Origin of the sequence: Streptomyces sp. 378, from assembly GCF_030124145.1 — a bacterium.
GTDB lineage: Bacteria > Actinomycetota > Actinomycetes > Streptomycetales > Streptomycetaceae > Streptomyces.
The window spans coordinates 92,076-111,114 of the sequence record NZ_JASKMS010000023.1; the positions used below are offsets into that span (position 1 = coordinate 92,076).

Annotated in this window: 18 protein-coding genes and 2 pseudogenes; 5 read left to right on the forward strand and 15 right to left on the reverse strand. The window is 68.8% G+C overall.

What is annotated here, in order from left to right; genetic code table 11:
* Window positions 1-73: 73 nt before the first annotated feature.
* Both QNO09_RS27490 and QNO09_RS27495 read right to left on the reverse strand, forming a co-directional pair.
* Window positions 74-709 carry an MBL fold metallo-hydrolase gene (locus QNO09_RS27490; RefSeq protein ID WP_283972940.1) on the reverse strand — a complete coding sequence of 212 codons (636 nt, stop codon included), beginning with the start codon at window positions 707-709 and terminating at the stop codon, window positions 74-76.
* A complete protein-coding gene (locus tag QNO09_RS27495) occupies window positions 709-1,794 on the reverse strand; it encodes an S-(hydroxymethyl)mycothiol dehydrogenase (RefSeq protein WP_283972941.1) in 1,086 nt (361 codons plus the stop codon). Before QNO09_RS27495 ends, QNO09_RS27490 begins: the two co-directional genes overlap by 1 nt.
* On the opposite strand from QNO09_RS27495, the pseudogene QNO09_RS27500 reads away from it, so the two are divergent.
* A pseudogene (locus QNO09_RS27500) lies at window positions 1,793-2,362 on the forward strand (NAD(P)-dependent oxidoreductase); the annotation flags it as partial. The gene QNO09_RS27495 and the pseudogene QNO09_RS27500 overlap by 2 nt on opposite strands.
* A 289-nt stretch (window positions 2,363-2,651) precedes the next feature.
* On the opposite strand, the gene QNO09_RS27505 reads toward QNO09_RS27500, so the two are convergent.
* The 6 genes from QNO09_RS27505 to QNO09_RS27530 form a co-directional block, all read right to left on the reverse strand.
* The gene (locus QNO09_RS27505) at window positions 2,652-3,128 is read right to left on the reverse strand and encodes a MarR family winged helix-turn-helix transcriptional regulator (protein ID WP_283972975.1); all 477 of its coding nucleotides are present in this window, start codon (window positions 3,126-3,128) and stop codon (window positions 2,652-2,654) included.
* A gap of 342 nt (window positions 3,129-3,470) precedes the next feature.
* Window positions 3,471-3,800, reverse strand: a complete 330-nt coding sequence (locus QNO09_RS27510) for a DUF4387 domain-containing protein (protein ID WP_283972942.1) — start codon at window positions 3,798-3,800, stop codon at window positions 3,471-3,473.
* Window positions 3,793-5,178 (reverse strand): acyclic terpene utilization AtuA family protein, encoded by a 1,386-nt coding sequence (locus QNO09_RS27515; RefSeq protein WP_283972943.1) that lies wholly within the window; start codon window positions 5,176-5,178, stop codon window positions 3,793-3,795. The genes QNO09_RS27510 and QNO09_RS27515 overlap by 8 nt, the downstream gene beginning before the upstream one ends.
* Window positions 5,179-5,232: 54 nt before the next feature.
* Entirely contained in the window at window positions 5,233-6,219 is a 987-nt protein-coding gene (locus tag QNO09_RS27520; protein ID WP_283972944.1) for a phosphoglycerate dehydrogenase, read from the reverse strand.
* A 62-nt stretch (window positions 6,220-6,281) separates the two neighbouring features.
* Window positions 6,282-7,556: an MFS transporter gene (locus QNO09_RS27525; protein WP_283972945.1), complete on the reverse strand. Its 1,275-nt coding sequence runs from the start codon at window positions 7,554-7,556 to the stop codon at window positions 6,282-6,284.
* A gap of 109 nt (window positions 7,557-7,665) precedes the next feature.
* Window positions 7,666-8,823, reverse strand: a complete 1,158-nt coding sequence (locus QNO09_RS27530) for a tartrate dehydrogenase (protein ID WP_283972946.1) — start codon at window positions 8,821-8,823, stop codon at window positions 7,666-7,668.
* A 200-nt stretch (window positions 8,824-9,023) separates the two neighbouring features.
* Between QNO09_RS27530 and QNO09_RS27535 the strand changes: the two genes are divergently transcribed.
* Window positions 9,024-9,950: a LysR family transcriptional regulator gene (locus tag QNO09_RS27535; RefSeq protein ID WP_283972947.1), complete on the forward strand. Its 927-nt coding sequence runs from the start codon at window positions 9,024-9,026 to the stop codon at window positions 9,948-9,950.
* Here the strand turns inward: QNO09_RS27535 and QNO09_RS27540 are convergent.
* Together QNO09_RS27540 and QNO09_RS27545 are read right to left on the reverse strand one after the other, a co-directional pair.
* Window positions 9,947-10,250, reverse strand: a pseudogene (locus tag QNO09_RS27540) (integrase core domain-containing protein); the annotation flags it as partial. The gene QNO09_RS27535 and the pseudogene QNO09_RS27540 overlap by 4 nt on opposite strands.
* Window positions 10,251-10,433: 183 nt before the next feature.
* Window positions 10,434-10,844, reverse strand: coding sequence for a RidA family protein (locus QNO09_RS27545; RefSeq protein ID WP_283972948.1), 411 nt, complete (start codon window positions 10,842-10,844; stop codon window positions 10,434-10,436).
* Between the two features lie 81 nt (window positions 10,845-10,925).
* Between QNO09_RS27545 and QNO09_RS27550 the strand changes: the two genes are divergently transcribed.
* Complete coding sequence (locus tag QNO09_RS27550) at window positions 10,926-11,297, forward strand: winged helix-turn-helix transcriptional regulator (protein WP_283972949.1); 372 nt, start codon at window positions 10,926-10,928, stop codon at window positions 11,295-11,297.
* Window positions 11,298-11,403: 106 nt separating this feature from the next.
* On the opposite strand, the gene QNO09_RS27555 is transcribed toward QNO09_RS27550, so the two are convergent.
* Genes QNO09_RS27555 through QNO09_RS27565 form a run of 3 tightly spaced genes read right to left on the reverse strand, consistent with a single transcriptional unit; the run spans window position 11,404 to window position 14,591 of the window.
* A complete protein-coding gene (locus QNO09_RS27555; protein WP_283972950.1) occupies window positions 11,404-12,084 on the reverse strand; it encodes a haloacid dehalogenase type II in 681 nt (226 codons plus the stop codon).
* Window positions 12,085-12,138: 54 nt separating this feature from the next.
* Window positions 12,139-13,218, reverse strand: a complete 1,080-nt coding sequence (locus QNO09_RS27560; protein WP_283972951.1) for a phosphotransferase — start codon at window positions 13,216-13,218, stop codon at window positions 12,139-12,141.
* 23 nt (window positions 13,219-13,241) lie between these two features.
* A complete protein-coding gene (locus QNO09_RS27565) occupies window positions 13,242-14,591 on the reverse strand; it encodes an aspartate aminotransferase family protein (protein ID WP_283972952.1) in 1,350 nt (449 codons plus the stop codon).
* A 585-nt stretch (window positions 14,592-15,176) separates the two neighbouring features.
* Here QNO09_RS27565 and QNO09_RS27570 point away from each other — a divergent pair.
* The gene (locus QNO09_RS27570; protein WP_283972953.1) at window positions 15,177-16,346 is read left to right on the forward strand and encodes an ROK family transcriptional regulator; all 1,170 of its coding nucleotides are present in this window, start codon (window positions 15,177-15,179) and stop codon (window positions 16,344-16,346) included.
* Between the two features lie 254 nt (window positions 16,347-16,600).
* Here QNO09_RS27570 and QNO09_RS27575 read toward each other — a convergent pair whose 3' ends face one another.
* The gene (locus tag QNO09_RS27575; RefSeq protein WP_283972954.1) at window positions 16,601-17,434 is read right to left on the reverse strand and encodes a PIG-L family deacetylase; all 834 of its coding nucleotides are present in this window, start codon (window positions 17,432-17,434) and stop codon (window positions 16,601-16,603) included.
* A 185-nt stretch (window positions 17,435-17,619) separates the two neighbouring features.
* Between QNO09_RS27575 and QNO09_RS27580 the strand changes: the two genes are divergently transcribed.
* Window positions 17,620-17,835, forward strand: a complete 216-nt coding sequence (locus QNO09_RS27580; protein WP_283972955.1) for a hypothetical protein — start codon at window positions 17,620-17,622, stop codon at window positions 17,833-17,835.
* A gap of 208 nt (window positions 17,836-18,043) precedes the next feature.
* Here QNO09_RS27580 and QNO09_RS27585 read toward each other — a convergent pair whose 3' ends face one another.
* Complete coding sequence (locus QNO09_RS27585) at window positions 18,044-18,805, reverse strand: hypothetical protein (RefSeq protein ID WP_283972956.1); 762 nt, start codon at window positions 18,803-18,805, stop codon at window positions 18,044-18,046.
* Window positions 18,806-19,039: the final 234 nt, after the last annotated feature.

Consider the following 19,039-nt stretch of genomic DNA (forward strand, 5'->3'; position numbering starts at 1 on the left):
CCGTGCGCGGGTCTCGCCCGAGGAGACGTGGGTGCACGTGACCGTCCCGGCCGGCCCAGGGCCCGGCCCTGTGTCACCAGCCGCGGGCGGCCCACTCCTCCAGGTGCGGTGCTTCCGCCGCGACGGTGGTGGTATCGCCGTGTCCCGTGTGGACGGCCGTCTCACCGGGGAGGGTCAGCAGCCGATCACCGATGGAGCCGATGATCGTACCGAAGTCGCTGTACGAGCGCCCGGTCGCGCCGGGCCCTCCGGCGAACAGCGTGTCGCCGCTGAACAGCGCGCCCAGGTCCGGTGCGTACAGGCACACGGCGCCCGGAGCGTGTCCGGGCGTGTGCAGGACACGCAGGCCGATGCCCGCCACCGTGAGCTCGTCACCGTCCGCGAGCGGCCTGTCGGGGCGCCGGCCGGGATGGACCATCTTCCACAGCACCTGGTCGTCAGGGTGCAGGAGGATGGGCGCGCCCGTGGCCAGCGCGATGTCCGGCGCGGCGCGCACATGGTCGTCGTGGGCGTGGGTGCAGACGACGGCCGACAGACGCCGGTCGCCGACGGCCTCCAGGACGGCGTCGGAGTCGTGTGCGGCGTCAATGACGACCACCTCGTCGTCGTCACCGATGATCCAGACGTTGTTGTCGACGTCCCAGGTGCCGCCGTCGAGGCTGAAGGTCCCGCTGGTGACGAGGTGTTCGATCCGCGGTGCGCCGGCCATCACAGCACCACCACCGAGCGCAGCACGTCGCCGTGGTGCATCTTCTCGAACGCCTCCTCCACGTCGCCGAGGCCGATGGTCTCGGAGACGAAGGCGTCCAGGTCGAAACGGCCTCCCAGATACAGGTCGATGAGGGCCGGGAAGTCGCGCGAGGGCAGGCAGTCGCCGTACCAGCTGGACTTCAGCGCACCACCCCGCCCGAAGACGTCGAGCAGGGGCAGCTCCACCTTCATCTCCGGGGTGGGCACGCCGACCAGCACGACCGTGCCGGCCAGGTCACGGGCGTAGAAGGCCTGCCGGTAGGTCTCGGGGCGGCCGACCGCCTCGACGACGACGTCCGCGCCGAAGCCGCCCGTCAGCTCGCGCACTGCTTCCACCACGTCGTCCTTCGCCCCGTCGACCGTGTGGGTCGCGCCCATGGCCATGGCCCGGTCCAGCTTGCGCCGGTCGATGTCGACGGCGATGACCTTGCTCGCTCCGGCGAGCCTCGCACCCGCGACGGCGGCCATGCCGACGCCTCCGCAGCCGATGACGGCGACGGAGTCGCCCCTGCCGACGGCGCCGGTGTTCACGGCCGCGCCGAAGCCCGCCATGACGCCGCACCCGAGCAGCCCGGCCGCGGCCGCCGGGGCCGCCGGATCCACCTTGGTGCACTGCCCGGCCGCGACCAGCGTCTTCTCCGCGAACGCGCCGATGCCGAGGGCGGGCGAGAGGGGGGTGCCGTCGAGCAGCGTCATGGGCTGTGCGGCGTTGTGGGTGGCGAAGCAGTACCAGGGCTTGCCCTTGCTGCATGCCCGGCACTGGCCGCACACCGCCCGCCAGTTGAGGATCACGAAGTCGCCGGGCTCGACACCGGTGACACCCTCTCCTACCGCTTCGACGCGGCCTGCCGCCTCGTGCCCCAGAAGGAAGGGGAACTCGTCGTTGATGCCGCCCTCGCGGTAGTGGAGATCGGTATGACAGACGCCGCACGCCTCGACGTCGACCAGCGCCTCGCCCGGGCCGGGGTCGGGGACGACGATCGTTTCGACGGTGACCGGTGCGCCCTTCTTGCGGGCGACGACGGCACGAACCTCGTGGGCCATGAGCTGCTCCTCAAGCAGGAAACTCTCGCGAGCGCGTTGCCTCATACGCTACACGCACCGCTATGCGCAACCGAGCATCGCGGAGGAGAACGCCGAGGGTCAAGGGCTCGGTGCCAACCGGGTCACGGACGCCCTGTCCCCGGATCCCGCGCTGACGGCTGTCGCCCTCGACGCCACGGTGCCCGCCCAGGTGGCCGGAGTCGCGGCAGGTCACAACGCGGTGATCTCGGCCGTCTCCCCACCCCGCGACGGTTCCGACCCGTCCGCCCCGCTGCTGGAGACGTACCGCTCCCTGATCGAGGGGCTGCGCACCGCGGGCGGGCCGCGACTTGTCGTAGTGGGCGGCGCCGGCAGCCTCAGGACGACATCGGGCGTGGACCGCGTAGACACCGCCGATTTTCCGGCGGTTTACAAGGCCGAGTCCCTCGCCCAGCGCGAGGTCATGCGGCTGCTGCGCGCCGAGGTGAGCGACCTGGACTGGACGTACGTCTCCCCGGCTGACGAGATCGCCCCCGGCGACCGGACCGCCCAGTTCCGGCTCGGCGGCGACGAACTCCTCGTCGACGCGAACGGCCGCAGCTTCATCAGCGCCGAGGACTACGCCGTCGCGCTGGTCGACGAACTGGAGAAGAACCAGGCCATCCGCCGCCGTATTCACCGTCGCCTACTGACCTGCGCCCGGGCCTGCCACGATTCCGGTCGCGGACAGGGAGAGGACCGGCCGGCCCCGGACGGCGGCGGTGACGAGCCGATCGCGGCTACGAGCCTGGCTGGGCGCCCTTGGCCTTGCCAAGGCAGCGCCGTGCGGCGAGGCCAAGGGCGATGGCCGGCGGCCGACAGGGCCTCACCTGGCACGGTCAAGGGCCGGTGCCCGCGCGATCGCCTGCCGCGCGTACCCGTGCGGGGCCCTGCACCGCGCCTCTTGCGCCGTGGGCCGTCAGCTTGTTCACCAGCTCGCGCAGGATCAAGCGCTCAATCGGGGTGAGCGGCTCCAGGAGGTCGGCGGTGATCTGCGGGACGTGCGCGGCGAGGGCGCGTCCCAGCAGTTCACGACCTTTCGGGGTGGCTTCCAGGAGTGCGGCGCGGCGGTCGTCGGGGTGGGGGTGCCGGGCGAGCAGCCCGGCCTCCTCCATGCGGGCGATGAGCCGGGTCAGCCCGCCGGAGGTGAATGACAGATCCTCGGCCAAGCGGGCGCTGGTGGTCCGGTTCTGCGGGTGCCGGGCCAGGCGCAGGAGCACCTCGAACTCGGAACCGATCAGCCCGGTGGCCTCGCGCATGGTGCGTTCGGACCGACCGCCGATCACGTCCGTCAGCCGCAGGATGTCGCCGTACAAGACGACCGCCTCGTCGTTCAGCAGCTCATTCTTAAACCTGACGACACAGCGGTCTCGGATGCGTCCGGGCGCCAAAGCTCCATGTCTGAGGGCGCGATGCGCAACTTGAAAGTCAAAATAATCCTGTACGGGAAGGTAACTTCCTTCCCGTCAATCACACTGCAGCACCGCACTGAAGGGGAAACCTCCATGACGGTCGGACGACGTCAGATACTCGCCGCAGGTTCACTCACGGTCACGGGGGTGGCGCTGGGCGCCGGAAACGGCAAGGGGGTTCAAGGAACTGCTCCTTCAGATGCTGGTGGGGAGGGTGAGTCTGTGAAGTGCCGCGTCCGGGCGGTGTCAGGTGGCGGGCAGGGGCAGCACCGCCAACGGCACATGGTGCTGACCGGAGTGGACGTCACGGTCTCGCAGGGATGCCTGGCTGACAGGACGCGGGAAGGAGATCTTGACGACGTTCAGCGAGGGGATGCGGAACATCTGCACGTCGGCCTCGTCGATTCCGTAGAGCCGGGCGACGGTTCCCTCATTGAGGAACGTCTCGTCGGCGGCGATGCGATAGCCGTCCGCGTCACGCAGGAACAGCTCCATGGTGACCCAGAAGGGTCCGGCGTTCTTGGACCGGACCTCGTACGCCAGGTCTCCCAGGGTGGTGGGGGTGGTCTCAGCCATGGTGGGGGACCTCTTCGATCGCGGTGCGGAACATGTCGGCGGGGGCGAGGGTGTCGACGACGTGGTTGAGTACGAACGCGTACGCCGGGCCGCGCTCGACCTCCGCCGGTGAGGTGGCGAACGCGAGGCTCGGCAGATGGTTCATGTCGGCCGTCGGCAGGTGCAGCATCAAGGGATTGGCGATTTTCGCGACGGCGGTGGCGGTGCTCTGGTCCGGTGCGTTGACGAGGAGCATGACTCCCACCTCGCGAGGCGGACCCGATGCCGGATCGAGATCCCCGAGGATGGCGTTGTACCCGTAGAGGCGCAGGTCGAAGGCGTACTTGTCCTCGCTCAGGCCGATCGTCTGCTCCACCCGCTGTTTGATCATCCTGCGCATGAGATCGGCCCAGTCGTCGATGTTCGCCAGGATGTGCGGATCCCGGATCGCGCTGAACGACATGGTCTCGTAGCCGGTGATCCGGGCGCCTTCGAGCTTGATGGTGTGCTGGTCGGCGACCTGGAACTGCGAACCCTCGACTCGCACCGTGCGCTCGTCCAGGGCGGTGTAGACGGCGTCACGGACGTCCAACGTGCCGTCAGGCTCGCGCATCTGAAACGGGTTCACCGTCTCGTACAGCATGTGGGCGGCGACCAGGATCGGCGTGCAGGCGACCGTCGGGTCGAGCGGCTCGATGGTGAAGCCGTCGGCGTCGATCGTGGCCAGCACCCCGCCCGCGCGCGGATCGCTGGTGCACTGCCCACCGCACTCGATGATTTTCGCTGCGTGCCAGGCCGGCCCGGCGGGCATCCCCTTCATCAGCGGATAGGCTGCGGCGATGGCGGTGTCCGTGGCGCGCCCGGCGAGCACGACCTGTGCCCCGGCCTCGAGCGCGGCGACGATCGGCTCGTGCCCCATGGCTCCGACGATGTGTGTGCAGCTCCGCAGCGTTTCCGGCTCCAGTTCGCCCAGTGGGGGCAGGGCATGGATCCGCCCCTCGGCCAAGCGCTCCAGGAGCGCGCCGGGGTCCTGCTCGCTGTAGATGCGCGCCACCCGCAGCCGGAGTCCCTCGGCCGCCAGGATGTCGGCGACGATGCCGGCGACCCAGTCGACACCGGCATCGGTTCCGCTGGTGCCGCACGAGCCCACGATCAGCGGAATTCCGGCGCCGGCAGCGGCCTTGAGCAGTACTCGAAGGTCACGGGCGACCGCAGCCCGGGTGGTCTTGGGCTGTGACGCGCCGAGATAGTAGGGACCGGAGTCGGTGCTGCCCCCGTCGACGGAGATGACATCGGCGCCGAGCGCCAGGCCTCGCTCGATCGTGGCCTCGGGAAAGCCGGCTCCGAGCATGCCGGTCGGTGCCAGGACCTTGACCTGGTCAACCCGTTCGTTTTCCATTTCGTTTTCCATGTTCCTCTTTCCTCTTGGTGGCGGGCGCGTGGCGGGTGGGTGTCACCCGTCGGACCGGGCGGTGGGCGTGCGGGGCAGCAGGTGGGCGTTCACCGCGAAACGGGGGCGGCCCTCGAGCGCGGCCACCACCTCGGCGGCCCCCTCCAGGCCCGCGGCGGCACGGGCTTCGGCGGTCTGGCCCGCAAGATGGGAGAAGACGATGATTCCCTCGACGTCCCGCAGCGGGCTGTCGGCCGGGAGGGGCTCCTCACTCACCACGTCGAGGGCCGCCGCTGCGATCTGGCCGGTGCGCACGGCGTCGGCCAGGGCCCGTTCGTCGACGACGGCGCCCCGCCCGGTGTTGACCAGTACCGCCGTCGACTTCATCCGCCGGAAGGCGCTGGCGTCCAGGAGGCCTCGTGTGCGGTCGGTCAACGCGGTGTGCACCGACACGTAGTCGGACGCCGCCAGCAGTTCGGGGAGGTCGACGAACCGCACCGACTCGTCCGGCCGTTGGTGCTTCGGCACACCGGTCGTGCAGAGCACCTCCATGCCGAAGGCCCGGGCCAGCGGCACCACGGCGCGTGCTGCAGCCCCGTAGCCGATCAGGCCGAGCGTGGAGCCACGCAGTTCGTGACCGTCCTCCCTCGGCCACCGGCCGGCAGTCACCCCCGCCGCGCTCTGCACCAGCCGACGCGCGGCGGCCAGCAGCAGACCGAGGGTGTACTCGGCCACGGCGTTCGCGTTGATTCCCGGCAGGTTGCTCACCGTGATGCCGAGCCGGCCGGCGGCGGTGATGTCGATCGAGTCGTAGCCGACGCCGGTTCGCACGATGGCGCGCAGGCGAGGCGCCTCACAGAGGACCTGGGCGGTCAGGGGCTCATGGCCGACGAGCGCGGCGTCGATCCCGTCGAGGGCGGCGACGAGTTGCTCGGGCCCGCGCCGTCCGATGAACGGCACGTGTACCGTCGTGTGGCCGTGCGCCCGGAGATGGTGATCGACCTCGTCGCCGGGCCGCAGGTAGTCGGTGGTGATCAGAATGCGGGGCACGGTTTCCTCGTCTCTGGCTGCGCCGGGCGCCGGGTGGGCGCCGCGCTGCGTGGAGGGGCTGACTACTTCGCGAGGGTCAGGACGGCGCGCCGCTGCAGCACACCGATCCTGGCTACGACGACGATCGACAGCGCGGCGACGATGGCGATGTCCATGAGCATCAGGGGCCAGCCGCTGATGTCGACCATCCCGCCGACCAGCGCCGGGCCCACGAAGCCGCCGCCGGCCCAGCCGACGGTGTACATCCCGGCGTAGGTCCCGAAGACCCGGGCCGAGGGTGCCAGGTTCCACAGGACGACCACCGCGTTGACCAGGAAGCAGGCCGCGCCGGCGGCCGCGAGGCACAGGGCCGCGGTGGCCCCCGTCGGTGTCTGGATGAGCGTCCCCAGGACCATGGCGCCGGCGAAGACCGACATGCCCAGGGCCATGACCCGGAGCCGTCCGTGACGCTCGGCGAGCACGGCCGCCGGGTAGGCCGCCAGGATGAAGGCGATACCGCTGGGCAGCGTGAGACCGCCCGCGTCTCCTCGTGACATGTCCAGCGCTTCCATCCCGTACGGCGTGATCAGGGACCGGGACGCGGCCCATGCGCTGCCGAAGAGGAGGATCGCGAGGAGCAGCAGAAGCCGGCTGCGGTCGGAGTCCTTGAGGATTTCGATGAAGGTGTCCCGGACCCGTGGTTCGATGCGCTCGGCATCGTCCTCCGCCGCGCATTCGGCCACCGCCGCCTGGTAGGCCGGGGACCGGTTGTCGCGCACTGTGGCCGCCAGCACCCCGATCGAGATCAGCATGATGACCGCGGGGATCGCGAAGGCAAGGCTCAAGTGGTTGTCGACCAGGAAGATGCTGATGACCGCGGCGACGATGGCCGTGACACTCGAAGCGATCTTGACCACGGCGTTGGCCCGGCTCCGTCGCTCGGGTGCGATGAAGTCCGGTACGAGCGCCTCGGCGATCGGCTTGAAGGTGTTGGCGACGAGCGCGTACGAGAACAGCACAGCGATCAGGAGCGGCAAGGACCCCGCGCTGTGCGGGATGAGGATGAACAGCGCGGCGGCGGTCGGCATTCCGACCACCAGGTAGGGCATCCGCCGACCCCAGGAGGTCCTGGTCCTGTCGGACCTGTTGCCGATCCACGGCTGGATGAAGATGCCGAGCAAGTTGTCCATGCCCATCAGCAGACCCACGACGGCCGCGCTGGTGAGGTGCTCCCGCAAGAGCGGCGGAACCTGGGATTCGTAGAAGTTCCAGGTCGACTCCTGTGCGAAGACCGCGAGTGCGACCAGGAACGTGATGCGCCGGGTACGCGTCCGCTGGCCTGCTGACACCGTCGTCATACGGGTCGTCCCTTCGCGCCGCCACCATGCTGGGCAGCTGCTGGATAGTGTGCGGCGGCGAGCCGGTCCCGGCGCCGCTCAAGGCCGACCGGGCCGGAGACAGATCTGGTCATAGCGCCGGGAGCCCGCCTTGGGCCGCGCGACCGGCCGGGTCGCCGGCCGCCCCTCCCCCGCCCTGGCCGGCGCGCGGCCTCGCCGCGATCCGGGCCGCGATGGCCTTCCCCAGTCCCACCGTCGTGCCCGGGCCCCCGAGGTCGGGGGTGACCACATGAGGCTGCTCGTCCAGGACGTTCTCGATCGCCGCCACGACGTGCGCCGCTGCCTGGTGCTCGCCGAGGTGGGTGAGCATCATGGCGCCGCTCCAGATCTGACCGACGGGGTTGGCGACACCGAGACCGGCGATGTCCGGCGCCGACCCGTGCACCGGTTCGAAGAGGCTGGGGAAGGAGCGGTCGGGGTTGATGTTGGCGCTGGGGGCGATGCCGATCGTTCCGGTACAGGCCGGGCCCAGGTCCGAGAGGATGTCACCGAACAGGTTGCTGGCGACGACCACGTCGTACCGGTCGGGCTGGAGGACGAACTTCGCGGTCAGGATGTCGATGTGGTCCTTTTCGGCGGTCACGCCCGGGTATCGGGCGGCCATCTCGGTGGCGCGCTCGTCCCAGTAGGGCATGGAGATCGAGATCCCGTTGCTCTTCGTCGCCCAGGTCAGGTGCTTGCCCGGGCGGGACGAGGCGAGTTCGAAGGCATAGCGCAGCACGCGGTCGACGCCGGTCCGTGTCATGACCGTTTCCTGGACCACCGTCTCGCGGTCGGTGCCCTCGAAGATCCGGCCGCCGATGCTGGAGTACTCGCCTTCGGTGTTCTCCCGCACGACGTAGAAGTCGATGTCGCCCGGCCGGTGGTCACGCAGGGGACTGCGGACGCCGCGCAGCAGCCGGACGGGACGCAGGTTGACGTACTGGTCGAAGCCCCGCCGCAGCTGGAGCAGGCTGCCCCACAGCGACACATGGTCCGGGACCACCTCCGGCCATCCGACCGCGCCGAAGAAGATCGCGTCGAACGCACCGAGTACGTCCCGCCAGTTCTCGGGCAGCATCGTGCCGTGCTTCTGCCAGTAGTCGGCACTGGCGAACTCGAAGTCGGTGACGTCGAGTTCGAAGCCGTGCACCTCGGCAGCGGCCCGCAGGCACCGCAGGCCCTCCGGGACGACCTCGCGGCCGATTCCGTCACCCGGAATCGCCGCGATGCGATAGGTCTGCGGCACGACATCACTCCCCGTCCATGTGATCGATGCGCAAGTGAAGTGGCGGGCACTGCCTGCGGAGGCGTCCCGGCCACAGCGCGACCGGGTCCTACCCTGGCCAGCGGCGACAGCCGTTACAAGCCCGTAATCGGCAAGGTACGTTTTCCCCCATGGAAAGCTCTCGGCGTTCTGGTCGCCCCTGGCCCAAGAGCCGTTCAGTCGTGGATGACTTGCGGTTCTTCCACGTGGTCGCGTCGAGCGAGACGCTGACGGCCGCGTCGCGTGAACTCGGTTGCTCGCTGCCCGTCGTCAGCAAGCGCCTCAGCGCACTGGAGCACCGCCTGGACGTCCGGCTCGTGCAGCGCGGCGCCCGCCGGCTCGTGCTGACGTCGGAAGGCGAGCTGTACGCGGCGCGCGTCGAGGCGATCCTCGACCAGGTACGCGAACTGGAAGACACCATCACCGACACGGCCGGGGGGCTGCGCGGGTCGCTGGTCGTCGAAGCCACCCTGGGTCTCGGCCGTGCGCACATCGCGCCGCTGCTCGGCGAGTTCGCCGCGGCCCACCCCGAACTGCACGTCCGGATGCAGACGTCCGCGCTTCCGCTGCGGCCCCACCAGCGTGAGTTCGACGTGGCCGTCCACGTCGGCATGCCGCCCGATTCCTCACTGCGCATGCGGCGTCTGGCCAGGAACCGGCGGGTGCCCTGCGCGTCACCGTCCTATCTCGCCAGGCACGGCACCCCGGCGGGCATCGAGGATCTGGCGCACCACGACTGCATCGTGCTGCGGGAGAACGAGAGCGATTTCGCGCTCTGGCGCTTCGAGGACGCGGACGGTCCCCGGCATGTGCGGGTGCAGGGAAGCCTGTCCAGCAACGACGGTGACGTGGTGACCGGCTGGGCGCTGGAGGGCCGTGGTGTGATCATGCGCTCCGAGTGGCACGTCGGACCGCATCTCGAGCGAGGCGAGCTGGTCAGGGTCCTGCCACACCTGCCGACACCGGCCGCCGACATCTATGCCCTTCTGGAGGAGGGCGGGCATGTCCCGCGGCGGGTCAGCGCACTCCTCGACCACCTCGCCGCACGGCTCCCGCTCCGGCTGGAACAGGCGCGGGACCGGCCCCCGGGGTCGCGGAGCGCCGGTTAGCCGTACCGACCCGTGAGGTTGGGGACGCGGCCAGCGGGTGGGTGCCCTTTTCAGGGCGGTGTTTTCCGAGGTGGTGATTGTAGGTGTGCAGCCGGCCGGGGAAGGCGTCGCGTCGTTCGTGCTCTGAGCGGTAGCGCGGGCGTAGGCCCACCCATCCGGCAAGGTCCGGTTGAACCGCTCGACCTTGCCGTTGGTTTGCCGCCCGTGGGGACGGGTGCGCTTGTGCGTCATGCCGGCCCGGGCCAGCTCGTCGCGCCAGTCGCGTGAGCGGTAGCAGGAGCCGTTGTCGGTGAGCACCCGGTCGCCGACGAGGAGTGCCTGAAGCCCGTGGAGCCGAGTTCCGTGGGCTTGCGCCCGCAGTCCGGGCGCCTCCTGGCCGGTGACGGCCGCCCGTTGCCATGCCGTGAGAGCCTGCGGAGAGACGAGGCGGCGCCGACGCGGGTTGCAGAGAGAAGGTAACCCGCGTCGGCGCCGGAGATCGACTCAATCGAGGATCGCGGTCGCCTCCACCTCGACCAGGACGTCGGGCTCGAAGAGGTAGTCGACCCCGATCAGCGAGGAGGGCGGAAGCGGCACCGTCAGCCCGATCTCCTCCGCCACCTGCCCGACCCCTGCCATGAACGCGTCGATCTTCTCGGGGGCCCATTCCGTGACGTAGAACGTGAGCCTCAGGACGTCGTCGAACGACGCACCCGCCCCCGCGAGGCCCTTCCCGGTGTTCCGCAACGCGTGGGCGACCTGGCCGGCGAGGTCTCCCGGGGCGACGGGAGACCCGTCCGCCGAGCGGGCGACCTGGCCGCTGACATGCACGTGACGCGTTCCCGTGCCCACGGCCACATGCTCGTACGGGGTGGGCTGCATCATGCCTTCAGGTGTGAAACGACGGACGGACATGGAGATCTCCTCACTTCGACCACAACGCGGTATACCCTTGCTACCTGGTAGACGAAGGACACTTCAAGGAGACCAGGTATCGTGCCGGCTACTACGCACAGCCACGACGGCGAGCTCAGGATCGAGCACCCTCACCGGGAGTTCCTCGACCAGGTGCTCGACAAGTGGTCGCTGAGCGTCCTCAACGAACTGTGCGAACGGCCCTGTCGCTTCAACGACCTGCGCCGTGCGATCCCCGCGGTGACCCAGAAGTCGCTCACCGCCACACTGCGCCGACTCGAACGCAACGGCATCGTGGAGCGCGTGCTCCTCAGTTCCCGCCCCGTCGCCGTCGAGTACCGGATCACCCCCCTGGGCAAGACCATGCGGCAGCCGATCGAGGTGCTCCTGGAGTGGGCCGCGACACACATGCCCGAGGTGGAACGCGCCCGGCGTGCCTTCGACCTCGCATGAACTGACCGGGCAAACAGGTAGGCGGCGAGACCGACACCGTACCGAACGGTAGACAGAACCCGTGGGGAAACGGGATGTCTGCCGTGTGGGACGTTGTTGCCTTCGGTCAGATGCCGAGCATGGTGTTGAGGTCGTCCAGGGACTTCACGGTCACGTAGTCGTAGCCGTGGGTCACCGGGTCGTAGCCGCGGTCCAGCAGGACCAGGTTGCGGAAGCCCATGTCGTGCATCGACTGGTGGTCGTAACGGGTGTGCGAGGCGACGTGCACGAAGTCCTCGGGGGACGCGTCCAGCTTCTCGAGCATGTACTCGAAGGCGGCGTAGCGGGGCTTGTAGTAGCCGGCCTGCTCCGCGGTCAGGACCGCGTGGAAGTCCGCCCCGAGCTTGGGCACGCTCTCCGCGAGGAAGGAGTCGTCGGCATTGGAGAGGATCACCAGCTTGTAGTGCTCGGCCATCTTCTTCAGCGGCTCCACCACGTCCGGGTGGGGTCCCCAGCTGCGGACGCCTGCGGCGAACCGCTTGCCGGCGTCCGGCGCCGCCGTCACACCCCACTTGCGGCAGACCCGCTCGAACGAGTCCTGCAGCACCTGCTCGTAGGGGTAGTACGCGCCGCGCACCTGGTCGTAGCGGTAGCCGCGGAACTCCCGCACGAACTGGTCCCACTGCTCGGCGGGGATCTGGTCGCCGACGAGCTCGTACGTGATGGGGGTGATCGGGTACTCGATCAGCGTGCCGTAGCAGTCGAACGAGACGTACTTCGGACGGAACTGGAACGAGGGAATCGCCATGATAAATGCTCATGCCCTTCGATAGGGGAATCGCAGAGGTGCGGAATTGGATTCTCAGGAAAGCCCGTGACGGGCTTGCCGTAGGTGCGCGACGACGTCGTCCAGGCTCACAGCCAAGGAGCGCTCGACATTGATCCAGTCGTCCCTGGCGTGCTCCAGGAGGTACTCGCGCCGATCGGGTGCCCGCTCGGCACGCCAGTTCGTGATCAGCGCGCGCAGGGTGAGTCGGGCCAATGCGGCAACCGGGAGCAGGGGAAGTTCCCAGGCCCGGATCGGCCGCTGCCGTTGATAGCCCGCGACGAAGGAACAGGCGTCTCGCCAAGGATCATCCGGCGTCCTGCCGAGCAGGTTCGCCATGGGAACGGCGGGGTCGAAGATCACCGCACTGCGCACGGTGTCGCCGAAGTCGATGACCCCGGTGACGAAGTGATCACTCGTCGGGTCCACCACGATGTTGTATGGGCTGAAGTCACCGTGGATCACTTGTGTCTCAAGGTCGCTCAGCCTCGGGACGACGTTCTCACCGAAGAGCCGGAACACCGATCGGGCTGACCTGCGGTGCTCGAAGTCAGGCGTGTGTTCGACCAGTTCGCTCAGCTGGTGGAAGTGCCGGATGTCCCACGCCAGACCCCGTCGGTCCGCCGGGTGGGTGAACTCCCCGAGCGCCACGTCGATCAGCCCGAGCATCTCGCCCGCCCTGGCCAGCCCCTCCGCGCCCGGGTTCACATCGGCCAGGACCTGGCCTTCGACGAAGTCGAACACCCGCAGGACCCGAGCCCTGCCGTCGTTCAGCCTCAAGGTCACATGGTCGTCCCCGTCGGCGGTCAGCTTCACCCGCTGGACGGGCAGGTGCGGAGCCGTGCTTTCGAGGTAGCGCATCGCGGCGGTCTGGAGAGCGACGACCGCCTCCGCCTCTTCCGGGGGCGAGACCTTGACGAGACAGGTGCTCGACTCGGTGCTGAGTTTGAACGTGTCGTCCTTCTCGGTCGCCAGCCGTTCGAAGCGCCCGCTGAGGCGGTAGCGCCTCTCGAGGAAGGTGCTCACCAGCATCACGTCGATGGGGTGATGGGACGACGTCAGGCCGCTCTCCTCGAGGAGCCGTTGAGCATAGGTCGGAGCCGGTGAGGTGTTCACGGTTTGTCCCTTCGGCCAGCCTGCTACAGACGGTTTTTCGCGACCGTGGCGAAGGTCTCCAGAAAGCGGGTCACATCGGCGGAGTCGAAGGCCAGCGGGGGGCGGATCTTCAGTGTGTTCGCCGACGGGCCCGTACCGTTGATCAGGATGCGGCGATCGCGCATGTCGTTGATGACGTCTTCGGCCAGTGCGCGGTCGGGCTCGAGGGTCTCCCGGTCCTTGACGATCTCCACACCGACGAAGAGACCGGCGCCGCGGACCTCGGCGACGTAGGGGGAAGCCTCGGTGATCTCCCGCAGTCCCGCGCGCAGAGCGTTGCCGCTCTCCAGGACACGCTGCTGCACGTTCTCCCTCTCGATGACGTCCAGCACCGCGGCGCCGGCGGCCACGGGGATGGAACTGCCACCGAAGGTGTTGAAGTAGCGGACGTTGCGTCCGAACTCCTCGCAGACCTCGGGGCGGAAGACCACACCCGAGATCGGCAGGCCGTTGCCCATCGGCTTGCCCATGGTGACGATGTCCGGCAGCACGCCGTGGCGGCTGAAGCCCCACATGGAGTCCCCCAGCCGGGCGAATCCTGACTGGACCTCGTCCGCGATGTAGACGCCGCCGGCCGCGTGCACCTCCTCCACCACGGCCTGCATGTAGCCGGGAGGGTCGGTGAAGATGCCGTCACTGCTGTAGGCGCAGTCGGTGATCAGCGCGGCGAGCCGGTAGCCGTGGCGCTCGAGGTCGTCGATCGCGCCACGCACCTGCTGCCGCATGTGCTCGTCGAGCGTGGAACCGGGCGCGACGAGGCGCGGGTCCGGGGCATCGATGAGCCGGACGTTCGGGCCCAGCGGCGAGCCCGCACCCAGAGTGGGCGAGAAGCTCGCCACCTCCCGGGTGATGCCGTGGTAGGCCCAGCGAGTGACGATGATGCCCTCGCCGCCCGTGTGGAATCTCGCTACACGCATGGCCAGGTCGTTCGCCTCCGAACCGCTGCACGCGATGCTCAGCTTCGACAGCTCCCCGGGGAAGGTCGCAAGAAGCCGCTCCGCGTAGTCGACCAGCGCTTGCTGGACGTAGCGCGTGTTGGTGTTGACCGCGGCCATCTGCCGGGCGACGGCCTCGGCCACGTGGGGGTGGGCGTGCCCGACACACGGGACGTTGTTGTAGGCGTCGAGATAGTCGTTGCCGTCACGGTCGATCAAGTGGGCTCCGTGACCGGAAACGAACTCGACCGGCTCCTTGTAGATGAGCGTGTAACCGGGGCCCAGCACCCGATCGCGGCGCTGGATGATCTCTTGGATGTGTTCGGGGAGTTCGCTCACTGCGCCCGGGTCGAACCGGTTGGGGTAGTGGGCGATGGCCCGACTGAGTGTGGAAGTCATCCGCAGGCACACCTTCCGTCTCGTTCTGGTCGACGTTGCTCGCTGCCGTGGCTGAGACCATAGCATTATTTGTTCCAGTTCCAACCTGAAACTAGAAAGATTCTCGGCTGGAACCGGCCGGCTCCACGGGGCTGCGCCCGCGGGCCGGGACTCGGGCCCCGCCTGACGGCCTCCGTGGTGAGTGGTACGGTCGCCGGCATGCGGTCAAGTCGCCCAGGTCATGGGGCGATCAGCCCGGCGACGCCACTGCGTCGCGGCGGCTGACCGCACAGGGGTCCACCGTCTGATGGATGCTCGCTGCCGACAGTCAGCTGGTCATCGACCCCCAGCCTCCTGGCCTGCGCCGCGGTGCGGCGATCCTGCTGGGAGTGCCCCGGGGACCCTTCGGAGTGCATGCAGATGAGCCGAGAACCGTCCGTCACAGCAGAGGACGACCCAGAGGGCCCTGAGGGCGCTTTCCAGCGCACCCGGGCGACGACGGCAGGCGGGCGCGAGCAGCCTCGCGTCACTCCGCCGAAACCCATGATCATCACACCCAGGCCGGTCCCGGCGGGAGCGGCGTACCGGGCTCGCTATGGTCATCACGTGACCTCTCACCCCACTCCCCGCGACTACAACAAGGCATCGGTCCTCGACGTGGTCCTCTCCCACGCGCCCCTGACCCGGAACCAGCTGATCGAGCTCACGGGCCTGAGCAAGGCCACGGTGTCCAGAGCGGTGGAGGAGCTCCGGGCCGACGGCTTCGTCGTCGACGGCGGAATGGACGAGGTCACCGGCCGTGGCCGCAGGTCCACCTACCTGGACTTGCCGGGCACGACTGGGCATGTCGCCGGCATCAGCTTCGGTGCGCAGACCACCGGTGTGCTGGTGACCGACCTCAGGGGCCGCGAGGTGCACCACCTGGCGGTTGCCACCGCCGAACATCAGGAGGTCGAGGACGCCGCACGATGGCTGGTCGATCTGATCGGACAGGCGGCCGAATCCGCGCAGGGTCCGCTGCGTCAGATCGTCGCCGCAGTTCCCGGCCGGGTCCGGGGCGGCACCGAGATCTTCGGCCCTGCGGAGTCGATGAAGATCTTCGAGGGCTCCGGTCTCCACCGTGCCATCGAGGAACTGGTCGACGCCCCCGTGCTCCTCGACAGCGACGCCAACGCGGCCCTGCTCGGGATCCTCACGAACGACGCCAGTATCCGGAACGCCGCGCTCTTCAGCGTCAGCACGATACTGAACTTCGCCAGCTGCACGGATCACGAGCTCGCCCGCGGGAGTACACCGGCTTTCGGTGACATCGGTGTGCTGTCCTCCGGGACCGGGAACGAGGTCCTCGACGAGCTGCTGAGCACCAGGGGGCTGCTCCGGTTCGCACGTCAGCGAGGACTCGACCTCGAGCGCGTCGAGGACCTCTGGCTGGAGCCGCACCCCGGCGCCGCACGTGACGAAGTGCTCGAAGCGTTCACCACGGCCGTCGTGACCGCTGTCAGCGTCGTCGCCGTGACGCTGGACCCGGAGTCCGTCTATTTCGTGGGCCGACTGCGCCCGCTCGTCGACACAGTGCTTCCCGAGGTGCGCGGCCGGCTCGACCGGAGCCTGCCGGCCGTTCCCGAGATCAGGTCGGTGCAGCATCTGATCGGTCTGTCGACGGCACAGGGAGCGGTGTACGCATGCCTGTCGATGGCTCAGGAACGACTACGGCACGCCGTGCTAGGGGCCCGCCGCCAGAGCAGACCGGCCGAGCAGTCGGCACCCGCCTTCTGAACCGGGGCCGAAGGCGACGCACTCCACCGCGCACCTGTCGAGCTGCCAGCGATTGCGGTTGCCTGGCGGTTCGGGCACGAGCGCAGTGCCGGGTCGGCAGTGCCGGCACGCGTCGACGCCGCCGGCGAGTGCCTGGTCACCGACTGCCGGAGCAGGACTCTCGTGGACATGCCCCTTGGTGTGTGACGCGCTCGAGCGCGCTGTGCGGCTGTGAGCTTCCCCGGACGCGGTCGGGCGGGCTGCGGGCGGGCGGATCAGCGCAGTCCGGCGAAGAGATCGTTCTCGGGTACGGCCGCGCCGGTGGCGTCCTGGACACGTACGAAGGTCTCCATGCCCATCAACTCGCCGAACCTCTCCTTGCCCATCTTGAGGAAGAAGATGTTCTCGCCCTGACTGGCGTGCGCGGCCAGCGCGTCGAACTTCTGGCCGCTGAACGCGGTGGTGTCCACCCACGTGGTGATCTCATCGTCGGGGAGGCCGATCTCGGCCATCGCGGCGGCCTCGGCAGGATCCGGCTCCGGCATGTCCGGATGGAACTCGCGCATGATCTCGCCGAACCGCTGCATCATCGAGCGGGGCATCGTGGTCCAGTACACCTTCGGTGTCAGCGTGGTCATCTCCAGCGCCGCCATCGTGATGCGGTGGGCCTGGATGTGGTCGGGGTGGCCGTAGAAACCGTTCTCGTCGTAGGTGACGACCACATCTGGTCGGTAGTGCCGCATGAGTTCCGCGAGCCGGGCCGCGCCTTCCTGCACAGGGGTCTGCCAGAAGGATCCGGGGGCGTCGTTGCTCGGCCAGCCCGCCATCCCGGAGTCGGCATAGTCCAGCATTTCCAGATCGCTGATCTTCAGGACGTCACAGCTCGCCTTGAGTTCTTGACGGCGCATCAAGGCGACCGCTGCCGGATCATGACCGGGATCACCCGGCTTGACACCCCCCGGTCCGTCACCGCAACCGCCGTCGGTACACGTCACCAGAACCGTGCGGATGCCTTCCGCCGCGTACTGCGCGAGGACCCCTCCGGTTCCGGTGGCCTCATCATCGGGGTGCGCGTGTACCGCCATGAGCGTCAAGGGCCGGTCAGTCATGAAACGTCCTCCTACTGAATTACGTCCTGGTCCGAGTGCGCGGCGGGCGTACCGCGCGCCTCGGCCCGGATCCTGGTAGGGCCGACGGCCTTTTGATCTCCGTGCTCCTCGCCCGTGCGGCGCCGGTCCCTCGGTCGATGCAACCGTGCGGACCGGGCGGCTGTTCCCGGCGTGGCCGCCTGCCCGTGATCAACGTCCAGCCTCGCGAGAGCCTGCAGTCCTCCGGCGGCGGCATCGCCACCTCCGCCAACCTCGCCTACAGCCTGGCGCTCGGCGGTCTGCCACAGCTCCCGGCGCTGCTCGTCGCTCTCGGCCCCCATCACGGCTATGCGCTTCGGCAGCGACTCGCGCTCGGCGTCGGCCAGGGACTCGCTCGCCTCGCGCAGGGGCGGCGACCGTGAAGTGCCGGCTTTCAACGTGTTCGTGGCGACGTCCAGCTCAAGAGCGACACGATGTGGCTCACCCGCCATGCGCAGCGGTCTGGCCAGGGTGTCGAACCCACACACGCACTCGTCGGGCATCTCCCACCATGCCTCGGCGGACGCCCGGTCGGGACATACGTACATGTGGTAGTCGTCATCTAAGATGATCACCGGCCGGTCGGCATAGTCACGAGCGAAGGAGGGACATCACATCGGATGACGAGACGGTCTGCTGATTCCGGGGCGGGCTGACAGCGACCGGATCTCCGAGTCCGCTGAATCGGACGAAGAAGGAGCGGCCCCCTTCGACGTGGTACTCCGCGAGTCGGGCTGACGGTTCTCCGTGCTCGGGTACGTACACACGAATCGTCACGGGACCGTCGGTGAGCGTCAGAGGCCGCAGTCTTGCTCCCTGGCGTACGGTGACCGGTTCGGAGAGGACGTCGCTGTCGCTGCTGCCGGCTCCAGCCAGCAACTCCCCCGTCTGGCAGACAGCGGCTATGCCCTCGAGCTGCGGCGTTTCCGCGGGGAGTTCGGTCACCATGTACGCCCCGCGCAACAGCTTGGCTGCTTCCCAGGCAGGTACGTCATCAGCAGGCGTCACAGGATCCGCACTGGCGGCTCGGCCGCCGTTGAGCATCGACACGGCCTGATCCACGGCCGAGTCCTTCCAACGCGTCCACACCCGCCCCTTTGCGAGCAGGCTCTCGGCACCGCCCACCGTCCCCTTACAGTCACCTCCCGCGATGACCTGGGCCTCGAACGGGGTCTTCGTCCCGTCAGGGCTGCGTATCTCGCCAGTCATCCTGTAGGTCTGTGCCTCCCGCACGGGCTGCAGGACCTCTTCCAGGGCTCGTGCCTCGCTGCTGCCGCTGGCGGTGGTACAGGAGGTCAGCGTCACCGCTAAGGACAGGATCACACCTGCCGCCACGACGGGCTTCCCGAGCATCTTTCGTCTCCCCTCTTTCGTTCATCGGCGGCTCAACTCTCCTGCAGGGGGCAGGCGTTGCCAACTGCAAGTGGTCGTGTGCCAGCCACCGTCGGTCGGCGCCGCGAACTCCAGGCCTGGCGAGCCGCACCGCGTGGCACGCCGACGTGGCCTGCTCAGACCTGCCGGGCCGTAGTCGACCCGACGACCCTCACCGGCGCAACCGGGACGGCGACGACATCGTGGCTTCGACGA